The sequence below is a fragment of the Microbacterium invictum genome, assembly GCF_034421375.1.
Taxonomy (GTDB): domain Bacteria; phylum Actinomycetota; class Actinomycetes; order Actinomycetales; family Microbacteriaceae; genus Microbacterium; species Microbacterium invictum_A.
Genome location: NZ_CP139779.1, coordinates 1,308,450 through 1,323,184 on the forward strand (window position 1 = coordinate 1,308,450; position 14,735 = coordinate 1,323,184).

Annotated in this window: 13 protein-coding genes; 9 read left to right on the top strand and 4 right to left on the bottom strand. The window is 71.7% G+C overall.

All coding sequences use genetic code 11. From position 1 onward, the window contains the following. Positions 1 to 18: 18 nt before the first annotated feature. The gene (locus T9R20_RS06315; protein WP_322411679.1) at positions 19 to 1,755 is read right to left on the bottom strand and encodes a helicase-associated domain-containing protein; all 1,737 of its coding nucleotides are present in this window, start codon (positions 1,753 to 1,755) and stop codon (positions 19 to 21) included. Continuing rightward, the gene (locus tag T9R20_RS06320; protein WP_322411680.1) at positions 1,755 to 2,021 is read right to left on the bottom strand and encodes a multidrug ABC transporter ATPase; all 267 of its coding nucleotides are present in this window, start codon (positions 2,019 to 2,021) and stop codon (positions 1,755 to 1,757) included. The genes T9R20_RS06315 and T9R20_RS06320 overlap by 1 nt, the downstream gene beginning before the upstream one ends. Before the next feature lie 152 nt (positions 2,022 to 2,173). Here T9R20_RS06320 and T9R20_RS06325 point away from each other — a divergent pair, with 152 nt between their 5' ends. Both T9R20_RS06325 and T9R20_RS06330 read left to right on the top strand, forming a co-directional pair. Next, positions 2,174 to 2,557, top strand: coding sequence for a cold shock domain-containing protein (locus T9R20_RS06325; protein ID WP_322411681.1), 384 nt, complete (start codon positions 2,174 to 2,176; stop codon positions 2,555 to 2,557). Continuing rightward, a complete protein-coding gene (locus T9R20_RS06330) occupies positions 2,541 to 3,179 on the top strand; it encodes a DUF3027 domain-containing protein (RefSeq protein WP_322411682.1) in 639 nt (212 codons plus the stop codon). The genes T9R20_RS06325 and T9R20_RS06330 overlap by 17 nt, the downstream gene beginning before the upstream one ends. Positions 3,180 to 3,203: 24 nt before the next feature. Here T9R20_RS06330 and serC read toward each other — a convergent pair whose 3' ends face one another. Continuing rightward, the gene (gene serC / locus T9R20_RS06335; protein WP_322411683.1) at positions 3,204 to 4,316 is read right to left on the bottom strand and encodes a phosphoserine transaminase; all 1,113 of its coding nucleotides are present in this window, start codon (positions 4,314 to 4,316) and stop codon (positions 3,204 to 3,206) included. A 130-nt stretch (positions 4,317 to 4,446) separates the two neighbouring features. Here serC and T9R20_RS06340 point away from each other — a divergent pair, with 130 nt between their 5' ends. The 7 genes from T9R20_RS06340 to T9R20_RS06370 all read left to right on the top strand — a co-directional run bounded on the left by T9R20_RS06340 (position 4,447) and on the right by T9R20_RS06370 (position 14,290). After that, entirely contained in the window at positions 4,447 to 5,163 is a 717-nt protein-coding gene (locus T9R20_RS06340) for a metal-dependent transcriptional regulator (RefSeq protein WP_322411684.1), read from the top strand. 173 nt (positions 5,164 to 5,336) lie between these two features. Next, entirely contained in the window at positions 5,337 to 6,263 is a 927-nt protein-coding gene (locus tag T9R20_RS06345; protein ID WP_322411685.1) for a M23 family metallopeptidase, read from the top strand. Between the two features lie 352 nt (positions 6,264 to 6,615). After that, positions 6,616 to 7,113, top strand: coding sequence for an HNH endonuclease (locus tag T9R20_RS06350; protein ID WP_322411686.1), 498 nt, complete (start codon positions 6,616 to 6,618; stop codon positions 7,111 to 7,113). Positions 7,114 to 7,187: 74 nt separating this feature from the next. Next, positions 7,188 to 8,474 (top strand): endo-1,4-beta-xylanase, encoded by a 1,287-nt coding sequence (locus T9R20_RS06355; RefSeq protein ID WP_322411687.1) that lies wholly within the window; start codon positions 7,188 to 7,190, stop codon positions 8,472 to 8,474. Between the two features lie 102 nt (positions 8,475 to 8,576). Beyond that, entirely contained in the window at positions 8,577 to 9,290 is a 714-nt protein-coding gene (locus tag T9R20_RS06360) for a hypothetical protein (protein WP_322411688.1), read from the top strand. Next, on the top strand, positions 9,290 to 10,858 hold the full coding sequence (locus tag T9R20_RS06365) for a DNA polymerase Y family protein (RefSeq protein ID WP_322411689.1): 1,569 nt from the start codon (positions 9,290 to 9,292) through the stop codon (positions 10,856 to 10,858). Before T9R20_RS06360 ends, T9R20_RS06365 begins: the two co-directional genes overlap by 1 nt. Before the next feature lie 21 nt (positions 10,859 to 10,879). Beyond that, positions 10,880 to 14,290: an error-prone DNA polymerase gene (locus T9R20_RS06370; protein WP_322412118.1), complete on the top strand. Its 3,411-nt coding sequence runs from the start codon at positions 10,880 to 10,882 to the stop codon at positions 14,288 to 14,290. A gap of 31 nt (positions 14,291 to 14,321) precedes the next feature. Here the strand turns inward: T9R20_RS06370 and T9R20_RS06375 are convergent, their stop codons facing one another. Next, positions 14,322 to 14,600, bottom strand: a complete 279-nt coding sequence (locus T9R20_RS06375) for a hypothetical protein (protein WP_322411690.1) — start codon at positions 14,598 to 14,600, stop codon at positions 14,322 to 14,324. Between the last annotated feature and the right edge of the window lie 135 nt (positions 14,601 to 14,735).

Genomic DNA, 14,735 nt, shown 5'->3' on the forward strand with positions numbered 1-14,735 from the left:
CGGGCGGGATGCCGGAACTCAGGCGACGCTTCGGACGGTGACCACGTGCGAGAGCGGCAGGGTGCGTTCGACATCGCTCGACTGATCCCGGCCGCGCAGCCGGCCGCCGCCGAACCCGGTCGCCTCGAGCGTGAAGGTGCGCTCCGCGCCGTCGGGCATGCGCACCACGACGTCGATCACCGATCGGTTCCGCACCGCCTGGACGATCTCGCGTTCGAGCCAGGCACCCTCGGCGTTGTCGTCGTGCGACCCGCGCAGCACCCGGATGAGTGACGCGTGCGGCTCGGGCGCCGGCTCGGCGCGATCGGTGCGGGGGCGCGCCCGATTGCGAAGGGCCGCCGGGCGGCCGTCGTCGCCGACCGAGACGACCGGGTAGCGGGCGTCGCTGAGGGCCCAGGCCACGGTCTCCTGCGACACCCCCGTGGTGAGCGCGTCGCCGTCGGCGACGAGCCCGAGCGCGCGCAGCCCCTGATCGACCGAGACGGCGTCCAGCAGGGCGGGATCGCCGCTCTCGACCATGGTGCGCCGCGTCGCGGCATCCGTTCGGACCCGGATCAGCCCGTGGCGGGCCGCGGTGCTGTCGATCAGGTAGCCGAGCGGCTGGGGGAGTCCGGTCAGGGACAGACCGGTGAGGAACTCGCGGATCGACGCCGCGGTCTCGCCCTCGGTGAGGCCGGCGGTGAGCGATTCGGCGGTGAACCGGTAGGTCGAGGCCTGGGCACGCGATTCCCGCGCGGCGAGGCGGCGCAGGCGCAGCTCGAGGCGAGGGGCCAGGGGTCCCGGCGCGATCGCCGTGAGGTCTGCCTGCAGGTAGACGCGGTCGATCTCGGCGGGAAGGTGCCGCGTGAGCTCGTCGGTCTGCGGGTCGCCGCCGTCGCGGAGCGGTGTCGCCCAGGCGGGCTCGTGGGCCTCGGGGGTGAGGAGGCCCCACTGCCGCGCGATGCGCGCGAGGCGGTCGGATCGCGGGGCCCACTCCGGGTCGAGCGGGTAGCGCGTGGTCCATGCCGTCACCGGCACATACCCTCCGCGGGGAGTGCGGAGGCCCGAGGGGAGAGCGTCCCGGAACCCGGTCACGACGATCCGCCACCGCTCGGCGGTCGAGGCCTCCAGCCACCGGGCGCCCGCGTCGGAGACGTCCCAGTCGCGTCCGCTCGTGGTCAGAAGACCCGCCGCCGCGGCCGCCCCGACGATGTCGTCGAGCTCGTCGCTCTCGCCCAGCGCCCCCGCATCCAGGAGCTTCCGGCGGTCGGCGGCGCTCACGCCGCCCGAGGTGATCCGGGCGAGGGGTGCGTGGGTCGCGGCGACGAGGACGTCGGCGAGCGACCCGACGGTGGCGAACGTCCGCTCGGCCGCCGCGAGGGTCTCGTCCTCGGACGCCGGCTCGGGGGCGGTCTCGTCCGTCACGGCCTCGAAGGCGTCGGGCCGCTCGTCGCGGATCCGCCGGAGGGCGGTGGCGACCGGATGCCACGGGGCGCCGTCGACGCCGGTGAGGGCGAGTCGCGCCGGCGGCCCGGCCGTCTCCGACGCCGGGAGGGGCCGCCCGTCCAGCTGCGCCGCGAGGGCGGTCAGCTCGCCCCGCGTGAGGTGGACGAGGGCGCGCTCGATCGACGTCTTCTCCAGCAGCGCGTCCGCCGCGTCGAAGAAGTCCTTCCAGGGCGCGGACGGCGAGACTCCCCGGGCGACGAGGATGTCGGCGAGCTCGCGGTCATCGCGACCGGCGAGCCATGTCGCGAGGGCGCGCTCGTCGGAAGCCATCACCCGGCCCGGTTGGCCCGCGCCCTCCGCACGAAGCTCATGATGAGGACCGTCAGCATCAGCACGAACGCCAGCGGCGGGGCGATCCAGACGATGACGCCGATCGTCGGCCAGATGCCGGCCGACATCTCCGCGCCGGCCGCCGACCCGATCATGATGCCCAGGAAGCACACGATCGACAGCAGAATCAGTCCCAGCGACATGAAGGCCAGGATGCGGTCGATCCGCCGCACCGGCAGGTCGGCGTTCGAAGTGGGCGTGCTCATCGTCCACAGCCTATCGGGTGCGCCCCCGCAGCGGTCGGGGGCGTGACCCGCGGTGACGAGCTCGCGCCTGCCCGCGTAGGCTTGGGGAGGGCGCGATCCGCCCGCCATCCATCATGCCCGCAGAGCGCGGGCACCGATTCCAGCGAGGTCTCATGCCCACCGGCAAGGTCAGGTTCTACGACGAGGAGAAGGGCTTCGGCTTCATCACCACAGATGACGGCCAGGACGTGTTCCTGCACGCCACCGCCCTTCCCGCGGGCTCGGAGGCGCCCAAGCCCGGCGCGCGCGTGGAGTTCGGCGTCGCGGACGGCCGCCGTGGTCTGCAGGCGCTGTCGGTGCGGGTTCTGGAGGCCCCGGTGAGCCTCGCCAAGAGGTCCCGCAAGCCCGCCGATGACATGGCCGTGATCGTCGAAGACCTGGTGAAGCTGCTCGACGGGATCGGTGCCGACCTCCGTCGCGGGCGCTACCCCAGCTCTTCCCATTCGAAGAAGGTCGCCGCCGTCCTCCGCAAGGTCGCCGATGACTTCGAAGCCTGAGGCCGACCCGAGGCTGCTCGAGGCGCATGACCTCGCGCTCACGGCGCTGCACGAGATCACGCCGCCCGAGACGATCGGCGAGCCCGCCGGGGTGAAGGTCGAGGATGACGGGGTCGTCTCGCTCCGGTTCGAGAACCGCCTGCACGGCTACCCGGGGTGGTTCTGGACGGTGAGCCTCGCCCGTGTCGACGACGCCGAGCCGACCGTGCTCGAGGCCGAGCTGCTGCCGGGTGATGGTGCGCTGCTCGCCCCCGACTGGGTTCCGTGGGCGGTGCGCCTGGCGGAGTATCAGGCCGCCCAGGCCGCGGCCGTCGATGACGCCGAGGAGGAGGACGAGGACGTCGACGACGACGAGGAGTTCGACGACGACGCGGACGTCGACGACCTGGATGACCTCGACGCGACCGACTTCGATGCGGACGGGTCGCCCATCCTCCACGCCGGGGATCTCGACGGTGTCGACATCGACGAGCTCGCCGACGATGACGAGGCCGACGATGAGGATGTCGACGGCGGGGATGCTGACGAAGACGAAGACGATGACTCGGACGAAGACGACGACGACGTCACCGATGACGACGACGACGAGGCATCCGACGACGAGGAGCCGGACGAGGACTGAGTCGGGGCGCCGGGCCCCGGGGTCTCACATCCGTTCGAGCGTGTAGTCGATCGCGCCGACCAGGGCGCGGACGTCGTCGGGCTCGATCGAGACGAACGTGGCCACGCGCAGCTGGTTGCGACCGAGCTTGCGATACGGCTCGGTGTCGACGATGCCGTTGGAGCGCAGGCTTGCGGCCAACGCAGCGGCATCCACCGTCTCATCGAAGTCGATGGTGACCACCACCGGCGACCGGTCCGCCGGATCGGCGACGAAGGGCGTGGCCACCGGCGAGGCCTCGGCCCAGTCGTAGAGGACCCCCGACGACTCGCGCGTGCGGGCATCGGCCCACGTCAGTCCGCCGTTGTCGAGGATCCAGCCGAGCTGCTCGTCCAGGAGCACGAGCGTCGCCACCGCCGGGGTGTTCAGCGTCTGCTGCAGCCGGGAGTTGTCCAGGGCGTTCTTCAGGCTCAGGAACTCGGGGACGTAGCGGTCGGAGGCGGCGATGCGCTCGATCCGCTCGATGGCGGCGGGAGACACCGCCGCGAACCACAGGCCGCCGTCGGAGCCGAGGTTCTTCTGCGGGGCGAAGTAGTACACGTCGGCCTGCGCCATGTCGAGGTCGATGCCGCCCGCGGCGCTGGTCGCGTCGACGACGGTCAACGCCCCCTCGTCGCCGGTGACGCGCTCGACCGGGGCGGCGACGCCGGTGGAGGTCTCGTTGTGGGGCCACGCGTAGACGTCGACGCCCTCGACGGCCTCGGGGCGGGCGCGGCCGCCCGGGTCGGCCGTGCGCATATCGGGCGCCTCGAGCCAGGGGGCGCGGGCGGCGGCGGCGAACTTGCCCCCGAACTCCCCGAAGACGAGGTTCTGGCTGCGGCGCTCGATCAGTCCGAAGGCCGCCGCGTCCCAGAACGCGGTCGAGCCGCCGTTGCCGGTGATGATCTCGTAGCCCTCGGGAAGGGTGAAGAGCATCCCGAGGCGCTCGCGCACCGACCCCACGAGGTTCTTCACCCCGGCCTGACGGTGCGAGGTGCCCAGCAGGGTCGCGCCGCGGGTCACCAGTGCCTCGAGCTGCGCACCGCGGACCTTGGACGGACCGCATCCGAAACGACCGTCGGTGGGCAGCAGGTCGTGGGGCAGTGCGACGTGGGCCATGCGAGTGATTCTAGGGATGTCGCTGGCGCGCCGTTTCTCGCAGGCTCCGCGCCCGGCAGCGGCCCGAGCTCGGTGTCGGCGGCGGCGACTAGGCTGGAACAGCCCCTGAGACCCGCGAGGACACCGCCAAATGACCGACCTCATCGACACCACCGAGATGTACCTGCGGACCATCCTCGAGCTCGAGGAGGAGCGGATCGTGCCGCTGCGGGCGCGCATCTCCGAGCGCCTCGGGCACTCGGGCCCGACGGTGTCGCAGACGGTGGGGCGGATGGAGCGCGACGGGCTCGTCGTGGTCTCCGAGGATCGCCGGCTCGAGCTGACGGATGCGGGGCGGCAGAAGGCGATCGACGTGATGCGCAAGCACCGCCTCGCCGAGCGGCTCCTCTCCGACGTCATCGGTCTGGACTGGGCATACGTCCACGAAGAGGCGTGCCGCTGGGAGCACGTGATGAGCGAGCAGGTCGAGCGGCGCCTGGTCGAACTGCTCGGCCACCCGACGGAGTCTCCGTACGGCAATCCGATCCCGGGTCTCGACCAGCTGGGCGACATCCCGGCGAACACCTTCGCGCAGGGGGTCATCGGACTCGTCACCAAGCTCAACGCCGCGGGCGGTCCGCTGCGCGGAACGGTGCGCCGACTCGCCGAGCCGGCGCAGGTCGACCCTGAGCTGCTGCAGCAGCTGAAGGCCGCCGGCGTCGTCCCGGGCGGCACCGGCACCTACCGCTACAGCGAGGGGTACGTGCTGGTCGAGATGGACGGCAACGACGAAGCGCTGGAGCTTCCCGTCGAGGTGGCGTCGCACATCTTCCTCGTCGACGCCGAGGTCGAACCGATCCCAACGTGACTTATTCGTTACCTTCGGGTAGCCTCTGAGAGTCCACAGGCGAGAAGCCCGCCGACGGACTCCGCGTGAATTGCCTCATCGGCTCGTCGTTCACGCGGCCCGCCCCGCACATCGTGCCCCCACACTGAGTGTCGACGAGCCAGCGCAGAAATGCGCAGAGGCGCCGGAGGACAATGGCCGATCATCACCACACCCCCGATTCCCCGTCGGCGACCGACGGACCGGGGCTCGAACGCCGAGACCGCACCCGACGCAAGCCCTCGGCCCGCACCACATCCCTGAAGACCGCCCGCCCGGCCGTCGTCGCCCCCGCCGCCCCGCCGAGGAGCAGGCGCCCGCGATCGGGCCGCAAACCGGCGCGGACCCTCGTCATCCTGACCATGGTCGGCGGACTCATCGCCACCGTGGCACTGCCGGCCTACGCCGCCGTCGAGAGCGCGACCGCCGATCCGATGACGCTGCAGCAGGTGGCCGTCGACGACGCCCAGTCGCTCGTCGTCGCCTCCGACGCCGGAGCGGCCGAGCTCTCGCGCAGCAGCTACTCCGCCACCACCGCGGAGGAGATCGAGAAGAAGAAGGCCGAAGAGGCCGCCGCCGAGCGTGCGCGCATCGCCGCCGAGCTCGCGGCCTCCGCCGCATCGTCGTCATCCTCGTCCTCGGGCTCGCGCGCCAACGTCGACCTCTCGATGGTCGCCCCCGGCACCGGCGAGGTGCGCTGGCCGCTGACGGGCTTCACCGTCGGCGACCGCACCTTCGCACGCGGCGGCGCTCACATGGGCACCGACATGCTCGCCCCGTGCGGTGAGCCGCTGTTCGCCGCAGCTGCAGGTGTCGTCCGCGTCTCGCAGGAGAGCTACGGCGGCTACGGTGTGGCCGTCACCATCGACCACGTCATCAATGGCCAGCGCGTCTCGACGCTCTACGGTCACATGACCTACGGCAGCCGCGCCGTCCAGGCCGGGCAGACCGTCTCGGCCGGGCAGATCATCGGCCTCGTGGGCAGCACCGGTCGCTCGACCGCGTGCCACCTGCACTTCGAGACCTACATCAACGGCTCGGTCGTCGACTCCTACGAATGGCTCCTCGCCAACGCAGGCTGACGCGCAGCAAAGAATGACGAGGGCGCCGGGGCATCCCCGGCGCCCTTCGTCGTTTCTCGACACGTCATGCGATGTTCACGTCGCTGAACCCCCGGGCGTGTCGCGTGTATTAGCCTGAGGTCAGCTGACGCTCTAGAGAAGCGGAGGGAGCCGATGGACGGCGTACCACGTATCCGAACCATGGATGCGTTGGGCCTGCTCGTCCTTCGGCATCATGTCGATGGAGGCCACGGTGTGACCGTGGCGCCAAGGCGCTGTCTGTAGACAGCGCCTTTTTTCATGCCCTCAGCCCTCGAATCGTCACGAGTCGAATAACCGTGAAAGCCGTCCCGGCCATTCGAGGGGAACAGGAATGCGCACACTGGTGCTGAATGCGGGCTACGAGCCCTTGGCCGTCGTGTCGTTCAAGCGAGCGCTCGTGCTCGTGATGAACGACAAGGCCACAGTCGTGGAGCACATCCACGGCGAGCCGGTCTGGGGAGCCGCCGGGTCGTACGACCGCCCCGCGGTCATCCTGCTGACCAGATACGTCCGCGTCCCGGGCAGCCGGCGCGTCCCGGTCACCCGGCGGGGCGTGCTCCGCCGCGACGGGCACCGCTGCGGATACTGCGGCAAGTCCGCCTCGACGATCGATCACATCCTGCCGCGTTCGCGCGGCGGGGCGGATTCGTGGGAGAACCTCGTGGCCTGCTGCCTGCGATGCAACAACGTCAAGGGCGATCGCACCCCGCAGGAGATGTCGTGGGAGCTGCGCATCACCCCGCAGCCCCCGCGCGGCGGGCAGTGGACCGTGCGCGGAACCGAGCGCTCCGACCCCCGCTGGGAGCCCTACCTGGCTCTCGCGGCCTGAGCGCCGCGGCGCAAGCGCTTTCGAAAACACGCCCGCAACGCCGTCGACGGGCCGGGCGTTCGTAGCATCGACGGATGCACACTGTTCGACGGATGCACACTGTCGCGCCACCCGCCGTCGCCCTCGGCTCCGTTCCCATGCACCGCCTCGGCGAGGCCGTCGTCACGGTCGTCGGTGCCGACGACGAGCCGATCGCGAACGCCGACGTCACGATCACCCAGATACGCCACGACTTCGCCTTCGGCAACACCGGATTCGACGTCGGCGACGGCGAAGACCTCACCGGCGAGTGGCAGCTGACCGCCGCGGAGGCCGAGCTCTGGCTTCAGATTCACAACGCCGCGACCCTGCCGTTCTACTGGGGAAGGTTCGAGCCGACCCGCGGGGCGCCGCGCACGGCCGAGATGCGCCGGACCGCGCAGTGGCTGCGACAGCGCGGCGTCGCACTGAAGGGGCATCCCCTCGTCTGGCACACCGTGACCGCGCCGTGGCTGCTCGACCTCGACCTCGATGAGATCGAGCGGGCGCAGCGGGAGCGCATCCGGCGCGACGTCGCCGACTTCGCCGGGCTCGTCGACACCTGGGACGCCATCAACGAGACCGTGATCATGCCGGTCTTCGACAACGGCGACAACGGCATCACGCGCCTGGCGAAAGACCGGGGGCGCCTGGCGATGCTGCGGCTGGCGTTCGACGAGGCGCGCGAGACCAACCCGAACGCCGTCCTCCTGGTGAACGACTTCGACCTGTCGCCCGCGTACGAGCGCGTCATCGAAGAGATGATGGATGCCGGCATCCGGCCGGATGCGATCGGACTCCAGACGCACATGCACCAGGGGTACCGCGGTGAGGACGAGATCCTCGAGGTCGCCGACCGATTCGCGCGCTTCGGGCTGCCGCTGCACTTCACCGAGACGACCCTGCTCTCGGGCGACCTGATGCCTCCCGAGATCGACGACCTCAACGACTATCAGGTCGATCACTGGCCGTCGACGCCGGAGGGCGAGGCCCGCCAGGCCGACGAGATCGAGCGGCACTACCGGTCTCTCGTGTCGCATCCGGCGGTGGAGGCCGTCACCTACTGGGGCTTCAGCGACCGGGGCATGTGGCTCGGGGCTCCCGGCGGCCTCGTCCGGGCGGATGGCACGCCGAAGCCGTCCTTCGACGCGCTCCGGCGGCTCATCGCGGACGAGTGGTGGGTGACGCCGACGACGGTGCGCACCGATTCCGTGGGGCGCGTGACGCTCTCGGGCTTCCGGGGGGAGTACGCGGTGAGCGTTGCAGGTCAGCCGGCCGTGCCGCTCCGCCTCGGCCGCGACCTGCTGGCCGAGACGATCCGCGTGTCGCCCGCCGGCCCCTGATTCGAACATCCTCCGCGTTTCCCCGCGCAGAGGATGTCGGAGGCCCCTCCTACGCTCACCACAGGCGTTGAGTTCGTAGAACACATGTTCTACCCTGTGGAGGTGAGGGTGATCGTGCAGAGCGAGGCGACCCGCGACGAGGTTCGCGGCGAAGTGCATCGCCTTCGCGCGCAGCTCGAGCGCGTGCAGGGCCGCCGGATGGATGCTCCGGTGCTGCCGGTCCTCGCCCCGCTGACCGGCATCCTGCCCGGGGGAGGGCTGCGCACCGGGTCGGCCTACTCGCTCACCCGCTCCGCCTCGCTGCTGGCGGCGCTGCTGGCCGGTCCCTCGCAGGACGGCACCTGGTGCGCCGTGGTGGGCATGCCCGACTTCGGCATCGAAGCCGCCGAGAGCGCGGGCGTGGATCTGTCCCACCTCGTCCTTGTTCCCGAGCCCGGTCCCCGCTGGCTGGCGGTCGCCGCCACCCTCGCCGAGGTCATCCCCGTGGTGGCGGTGCGCCCGGCGTCCCGCACGACGAATGCCGAGGTGTCCCGGCTGGGGGCGCGCCTGCGGGATCGCGCAGCGGTGCTGCTGGTGCAGGGGCCGTGGCCCCAGGCCGAGGCCTCGCTCGACCTCGCCGAGCCGGAGTGGTCGGGGGTGGGGCGCGGCCATGGATACCTGGCGGCGCGCGAGGTCACGATCGATGCGCGCAGCCGGCGGTGGCCGATGCCCCGGCGGGCGCGGATGCTGCTGCCCGCGGCCGACGGCGTCGTCGGTGCCGCCGGGTCGGAGGCGGCGTCGGTTCCGGCTCTTCCCCGTCTCGAGGCGGTCGGCTGATGCGCCCCGACGCCCCGGTGCGCAGTCTCGTGCTGTGGTTCCCGGATTGGCCCGTGGCGGCGCTGGCGCGGGATGCCGCCGGCTCGGCGCCTGAGGGCGACGACACCCCGGTGGCCGTCATCGCCGGGGGGATGGTCACCTCCTGCTCGGCGACGGCCCGTGCGGAGGGCGTCCGCCGTGGGCAGCGTCGCCGCGACGCGCAGTCCCGATGCCCGGGACTGCGCGTGGTCGACGCCGACGAGGCCCGCGATCACCGGGCGTTCGCGCCGCTCGTCGCGGCGCTGGAAGAGCGGGCGCCGGGGGTGCAGATCATCCGCCCGGGACTGTGCGCGCTGCGCGCGCGGGGGCCGGCCCGGTACTACGGGGGCGAGACCGAGGCCGCCCGCGTGCTCCTGGGCACGGTCCGCGCCCACGGTGTCGTCGACGCGCGCGCCGGCATCGCCGACGGCCCTTTCACCGCCGAGCAGGCCGCCCGCATCACCCGCGCCTCCGATCCGGTGTCGATCGTTCCCACCGGGGGAGCGGCGGGGTTCCTCGCCCCGCTCCCGATCACCGCGCTCGCCGATGCCGATGTCGTGGCGCTGCTGGCGCGGCTGGGGGTGCAGACCCTCGGCGACTTCAGCCGTCTGGACGCCGAGCGGGTGCGAGAACGCCTCGGAGAGCCGGGGATGCGGCTGCACCGGTTGGCGTCGGGGCTGGATTCGCGTCCCGTCGAACCGCGCGTGCCCCCGCCCGAGCTGCACCGCGAGGTCGCCTTCGAGCCGCCCCTCGAGATCGCCGAGCAGGTGGCGTTCGCCCTGCGCATCGCGGCCGACGAGTTCATCGCGCGCCTCGGCGCGATCGACCTCGTCTGCACCGAGCTGAGGGTCGAGCTCACCGGCGACCGTGGAGAGCGCAGCGAACGGGTGTGGCTGCACCCGCACTCCTTCGACGCGGCGGCGGTCGTCGACCGGGTGAGATGGCAGCTGGCCGAAGAGGCGACGGGTGACGACGGGGGAGTGCTGGCCAGCGGCGTGGCGCTCGTGCGCATCTCTCCCGAGGCGGTGGACGCCGCCTCGCACCACGCCCCGGCGATGTTCGGCGCCGGCACCGATGAGCGGGTCCATCACGTCCTGTCGCGGGTGCAGGCGATGCTCGGTCATCGCGGCGTGCTGACCGCCGAGGTGGGAGGGGGCAGGTGGCTCGCCGAGCGTCAGGTGCTCGTGCCGTGGGGCGATCGCACCGTCCTGACTGCGGAGCGCACCCGGCCCTGGCCGGGGAGCCTCCCCGACCCTCTCCCCGGCACCGTCTTCCCCGAACCGGTGCCGGTGCGCGTCGTCACCGGCGAGGGTTCACCGGTCGCCGTCGACGAGCGCGACCGGATGACGGCGACTCCTGCGGTGCTGGTGGAATCCGGGCGCCCCCGGGCGATCCGGGAGTGGGCGGGTCCGTGGCCGATCGTGGAGCGCACGTGGGATGCCGCCCGCAGCCGCCGGGCGCACCGGTTCCAGGTGGTCGACGCCGACCGCACGGCCTGGCTGCTGGTGTGCGCGGGCGGCTCGTGGATCGCCGAGGGCCGCTATGACTGATCGATGCGGACGGGGCCGCTGATGGGCTTCAACAACCCCGGCGTCCCCTGGTCGGAGCTCGAGCGCGTCCTCAGCGACCGGCGCCGACCGCGCAACGTCCCGGCCGGCGCCGACGGGGGCGACAGTCCCGCCTGGTCGCACAAGCGGGGACCCTACGTCCCGCCCACCATCGAGCGTCCGGCCGAGACGGTGCCGTATGCCGAACTGCATGCGCACTCGTCGTTCTCGTTCCTCGACGGCGCGTCCTCGCCGGAAGAACTGGCAGAGGAGGCCGAGCGTCTCGGCCTGCACGCCCTGGCCGTCACCGACCACGACGGGTTCTACGGCATCGTGCGCTTCGCCGAAGCCGCCGAGAAGCTGCAGGTGAAGACCGTGTTCGGGGCGGAGCTGTCACTCGGTCATGACGACCGGGCGCCCACCCCCTCGCGGGCGGGTGACCCCGACCCCGAGGGGTCGCACCTGCTGGTCCTCGCCCGGGGGGAGGAGGGCTATCACCGGCTCGCCGCCGCCCTCACCCGCGCCCAACTCTTGGGGTCTGAGAAGGGGCGTCCCGCCTACGATCTCGACGAGCTGGCCGCGCGGGCGGAGGGGCACTGGGCGATTCTCACCGGATGCCGCAAGGGGGCCGTTCGCCGGGCGCTCGTCGACGACGGTCCGGCGGGCGCCGCCGCGGCGCTCGATCGCCTCGTCGCCCTGTTCGGCGCGGAGGCGGTGAACGTCGAGCTGATGGATCACGGCAACCCGACCGACACCCGCGACAACGACATCCTCGCCGCGCTCGCCCGGGAGCGCGGGCTCCCGGTGCTGGCGTCCAACAACGTCCACTACGCCGCCCCCGAGCGGGCGCGACTCGCCTCCGCCGTCGCGGCGATCCGCGCGCGCCGGGGGCTCGACGAGCTCGACGGGTGGCTGCCCGCCCACGCCGCCGCGCACCTGCGCTCCGGCGCCGAGATGGCCGAGCGCTTCGCCCGCTACCCCGGAGCGGTGGCGCGGACGGTGGAGCTCGCCGACGAGCTGGCATTTCCGCTCCGTCGCGCGCGCCCCGCACTGCCACGCCAGAAGGTGCCCGAGGGGCACACGCCGATGTCGTGGCTGCGGCACCTGGTGTGGGAGGCCGTTCCCCGCAAGTACCCCGACCTCTCGGCCGACAACCGCGCCCGCATCGAGCGCGAACTGCAGGTCATCGAGACGAAGGACTTCCCCGGCTACTTCCTCATCGTGCACGGCATCGTGCAAGAGGCGCGGCGCCGCGGCATCCTCTGTCAGGGCCGCGGATCGGCGGCCAACAGTGCGGTCTGCTACCTGCTCGATATCACCGCGGTCGACGCCATCGCCTACGAGCTGCCCTTCGAACGCTTCCTCTCCAGCCTCCGGGACGAAGAGCCCGACATCGACGTCGACTTCGACTCCGATCGCCGCGAAGAGATCATCCAGTGGGTCTACGCCACCTATGGTCGCGACCGCGCCGCGCAGGTGGCCAACGTCATCCAGTACCGCCCCAAGAACGCCGTCCGCGACGTCGCCAAAGCCCTCGGCTACTCCACCGGCCAGCAGGATGCCTGGTCGAAGCAGGTCGAGCGCTGGGGGGCGTCGCTGGAGTCGGGCCCCGACAACGACATCCCCGCCCAGGTGATCGAGTACGCCTCCGAGCTGCTGAAGGCCCCCCGCCACCTCGGCATCCACTCCGGAGGGATGGTGCTCACCGACCGCCCCGTCGGCGAGGTCGTCCCCATCGAGCACGCCCGGATGGAGGACCGCACCGTCATCCAGTGGGACAAGGACGACGCGGCCTGGATGGGGCTGGTGAAGTTCGATCTGCTGGGCCTCGGGATGCTCGCTGCGCTGCAGTACTGCTTCGACATGGTCCACACCGCCACCGGTGAGCGGTGGGAGCTGGCGACGCTGCCCAAGGAAGAGCAGGCGGTGTACGACATGCTCTGCCGCGCCGACTCGATCGGGGTGTTCCAGGTGGAATCCCGTGCCCAGATGGGACTTCTCCCGCGGCTGCAGCCGCGGCGGTTCTACGACCTCGTCGTGGAGATCGCCCTCATCCGCCCCGGTCCCATCCAGGGCGGGGCGGTGCACCCGTTCGTGCGGAGGAAGCTGGGCCAGGAGCCGGTGACCTACGCCCATCCGAAGCTCGCGCCGGTGCTGCAGCGCACTCTGGGAGTGCCGGTGTTCCAGGAGCAGCTCATGCAGATGGCGATGGCCATCGGCGACTGCTCGGGTGAGGATGCCGACCTGCTGCGTCGTGCGATGGGATCCAAGCGCGGAGTCGAGCGCATCGAGTCGCTGCGCGAGCGGCTGTACGAGGGGATGGCGCGCAACGGCCTCGTCGGAGAAGATGCCGACGCGATCTACCGTCAGATCCAGGCGTTTGCGAACTTCGGCTTCGCCGAGTCGCACTCGCTGTCGTTCGGGCTCCTCGTCTACGCCAGCTCCTGGATCAAGCTGCACTATCCCGCGGCCTTCCTCGCCGGGCTCCTCCGCGCCCAGCCGATGGGGTTCTACTCGCCCGCGACCCTCGTCGCCGATGCGCGCCGGCACGGGGTCGAGGTGCAGCGCCCCGACCTGCTCCGCTCCGACGTGCACGCGACGCTCGAACCCGTCGGCGACGCGCGCGGCGCGACCGGCCGCCCCGAGTGCGCGCACCGGAACCAGCCTCCGGTGCCGGTGTTCGACCCGAAGGCGCCCGACGAGTCTGCCGCGCATCGGCGCGACGGCCATCACGCCGTGCGGCTGGGGCTCGCGGCGATCAAGGGGATCGGTGAGACCCTCGCGGCGAAGATCGTGACCGAGCGACGGCAGCGGGGCGACTTCCGCGACATGCGGGATCTCGTCCGCCGGACCGGGGCCACCGCGGCGCACCTCGAGGCGCTCGCGACGGCGGGAGCGTTCGAGTGCTTCGGGATCACCCGCCGCGAGGCGCTGTGGATCGCCGGCTCCGCCGCACAGGATCGCGCCGAGTTCCTGCCCGATTCGATGGTCGCGGTGCAGCCGCCGCTCTTCCCGGATCAGTCCAGCTACGACATCCTCGCCGCAGACCTATGGGCGACCGGGATCTCCACCGACGACCACCCCCTCACCCACTTCCGCTCGGGTCTCGATGCCCGCGGGGTGCTCACCTCACAGGAGCTGCGGACCCACGACCCGGGGCGCCGCGTCGAGGTGGCGGGGCTCGTCACCCACCGTCAGCGGCCCGCCACGGCGTCGGGCATCACCTTCCTCAACCTCGAGGACGAGCACGGCGTGGTCAACGTCATCTGCTCCGTCGGCGTCTGGAACCGCTATCGCCGCGTGGCGCGGGATGCGCCGGCCCTCATCGTGCGCGGGATGCTGGAGCGATCGGAGGAGGGCGTCACCAACCTCGTCGCCGATCGCTTCGAGGATCTGCGGGTGGGCGTCGGGCACCGGTCGAGGGACTTCCGCTGACCCCTATGGCGGTAATCGCCGGGGCGGTCCCTCAGGCGACGCGGCGGTGCCGGCGCGAGCGGGCCTCGTCGAGGATGGTGTCGAGGGAGTCGAACCAGCCGGTCCGCACCGGCGCTTGGACCCAGACGACCTCGAACCTCGACCCGTCCTCCTGCACGTAGGCGAGGAGGCAGGCCGGATCGTCGTGAGGCAGTGCGAGGTCGGTGATGACCCATCCTCCGGCCGCAAGCCGCACCAGTTCGAACTGGTCTGCACCGAACGATTCTCTGTCGAACGGCTCCGGCGATGTGCGCGGTGACTCGGTCAGCATGGCGTCCTCGTCCTTCTGCCTGGAATATCAGTGAACCCCTCGCGGACGCTTTTCGGAGGACCCTTTTCTTTCGGCGTTCGGTGTGGCAATATCCGCTGCTCCAACAGGGTGAATCCGAGTCGTCGCGTGCACGCG

Bases quoted from the DNA above. Each gene is read 5' to 3' on its own strand.
- T9R20_RS06315 (WP_322411679.1), bottom strand. From the start codon at position 1,755: ATGGCTTCCGACGAGCGCGCCCTCGCGACATGGCTCGCCGGTCGCGAT.
- T9R20_RS06320 (WP_322411680.1), bottom strand. From the start codon at position 2,021: ATGAGCACGCCCACTTCGAACGCCGACCTGCCGGTGCGGCGGATCGAC.
- T9R20_RS06325 (WP_322411681.1), top strand. From the start codon at position 2,174: ATGCCCACCGGCAAGGTCAGGTTCTACGACGAGGAGAAGGGCTTCGGC.
- T9R20_RS06330 (WP_322411682.1), top strand. From the start codon at position 2,541: ATGACTTCGAAGCCTGAGGCCGACCCGAGGCTGCTCGAGGCGCATGAC.
- serC (WP_322411683.1), bottom strand. From the start codon at position 4,316: ATGGCCCACGTCGCACTGCCCCACGACCTGCTGCCCACCGACGGTCGT.
- T9R20_RS06340 (WP_322411684.1), top strand. From the start codon at position 4,447: ATGACCGACCTCATCGACACCACCGAGATGTACCTGCGGACCATCCTC.
- T9R20_RS06345 (WP_322411685.1), top strand. From the start codon at position 5,337: ATGGCCGATCATCACCACACCCCCGATTCCCCGTCGGCGACCGACGGA.
- T9R20_RS06350 (WP_322411686.1), top strand. From the start codon at position 6,616: ATGCGCACACTGGTGCTGAATGCGGGCTACGAGCCCTTGGCCGTCGTG.
- T9R20_RS06355 (WP_322411687.1), top strand. From the start codon at position 7,188: ATGCACACTGTTCGACGGATGCACACTGTCGCGCCACCCGCCGTCGCC.
- T9R20_RS06365 (WP_322411689.1), top strand. From the start codon at position 9,290: ATGCGCCCCGACGCCCCGGTGCGCAGTCTCGTGCTGTGGTTCCCGGAT.
- T9R20_RS06370 (WP_322412118.1), top strand. From the start codon at position 10,880: ATGGGCTTCAACAACCCCGGCGTCCCCTGGTCGGAGCTCGAGCGCGTC.
- T9R20_RS06375 (WP_322411690.1), bottom strand. From the start codon at position 14,600: ATGCTGACCGAGTCACCGCGCACATCGCCGGAGCCGTTCGACAGAGAA.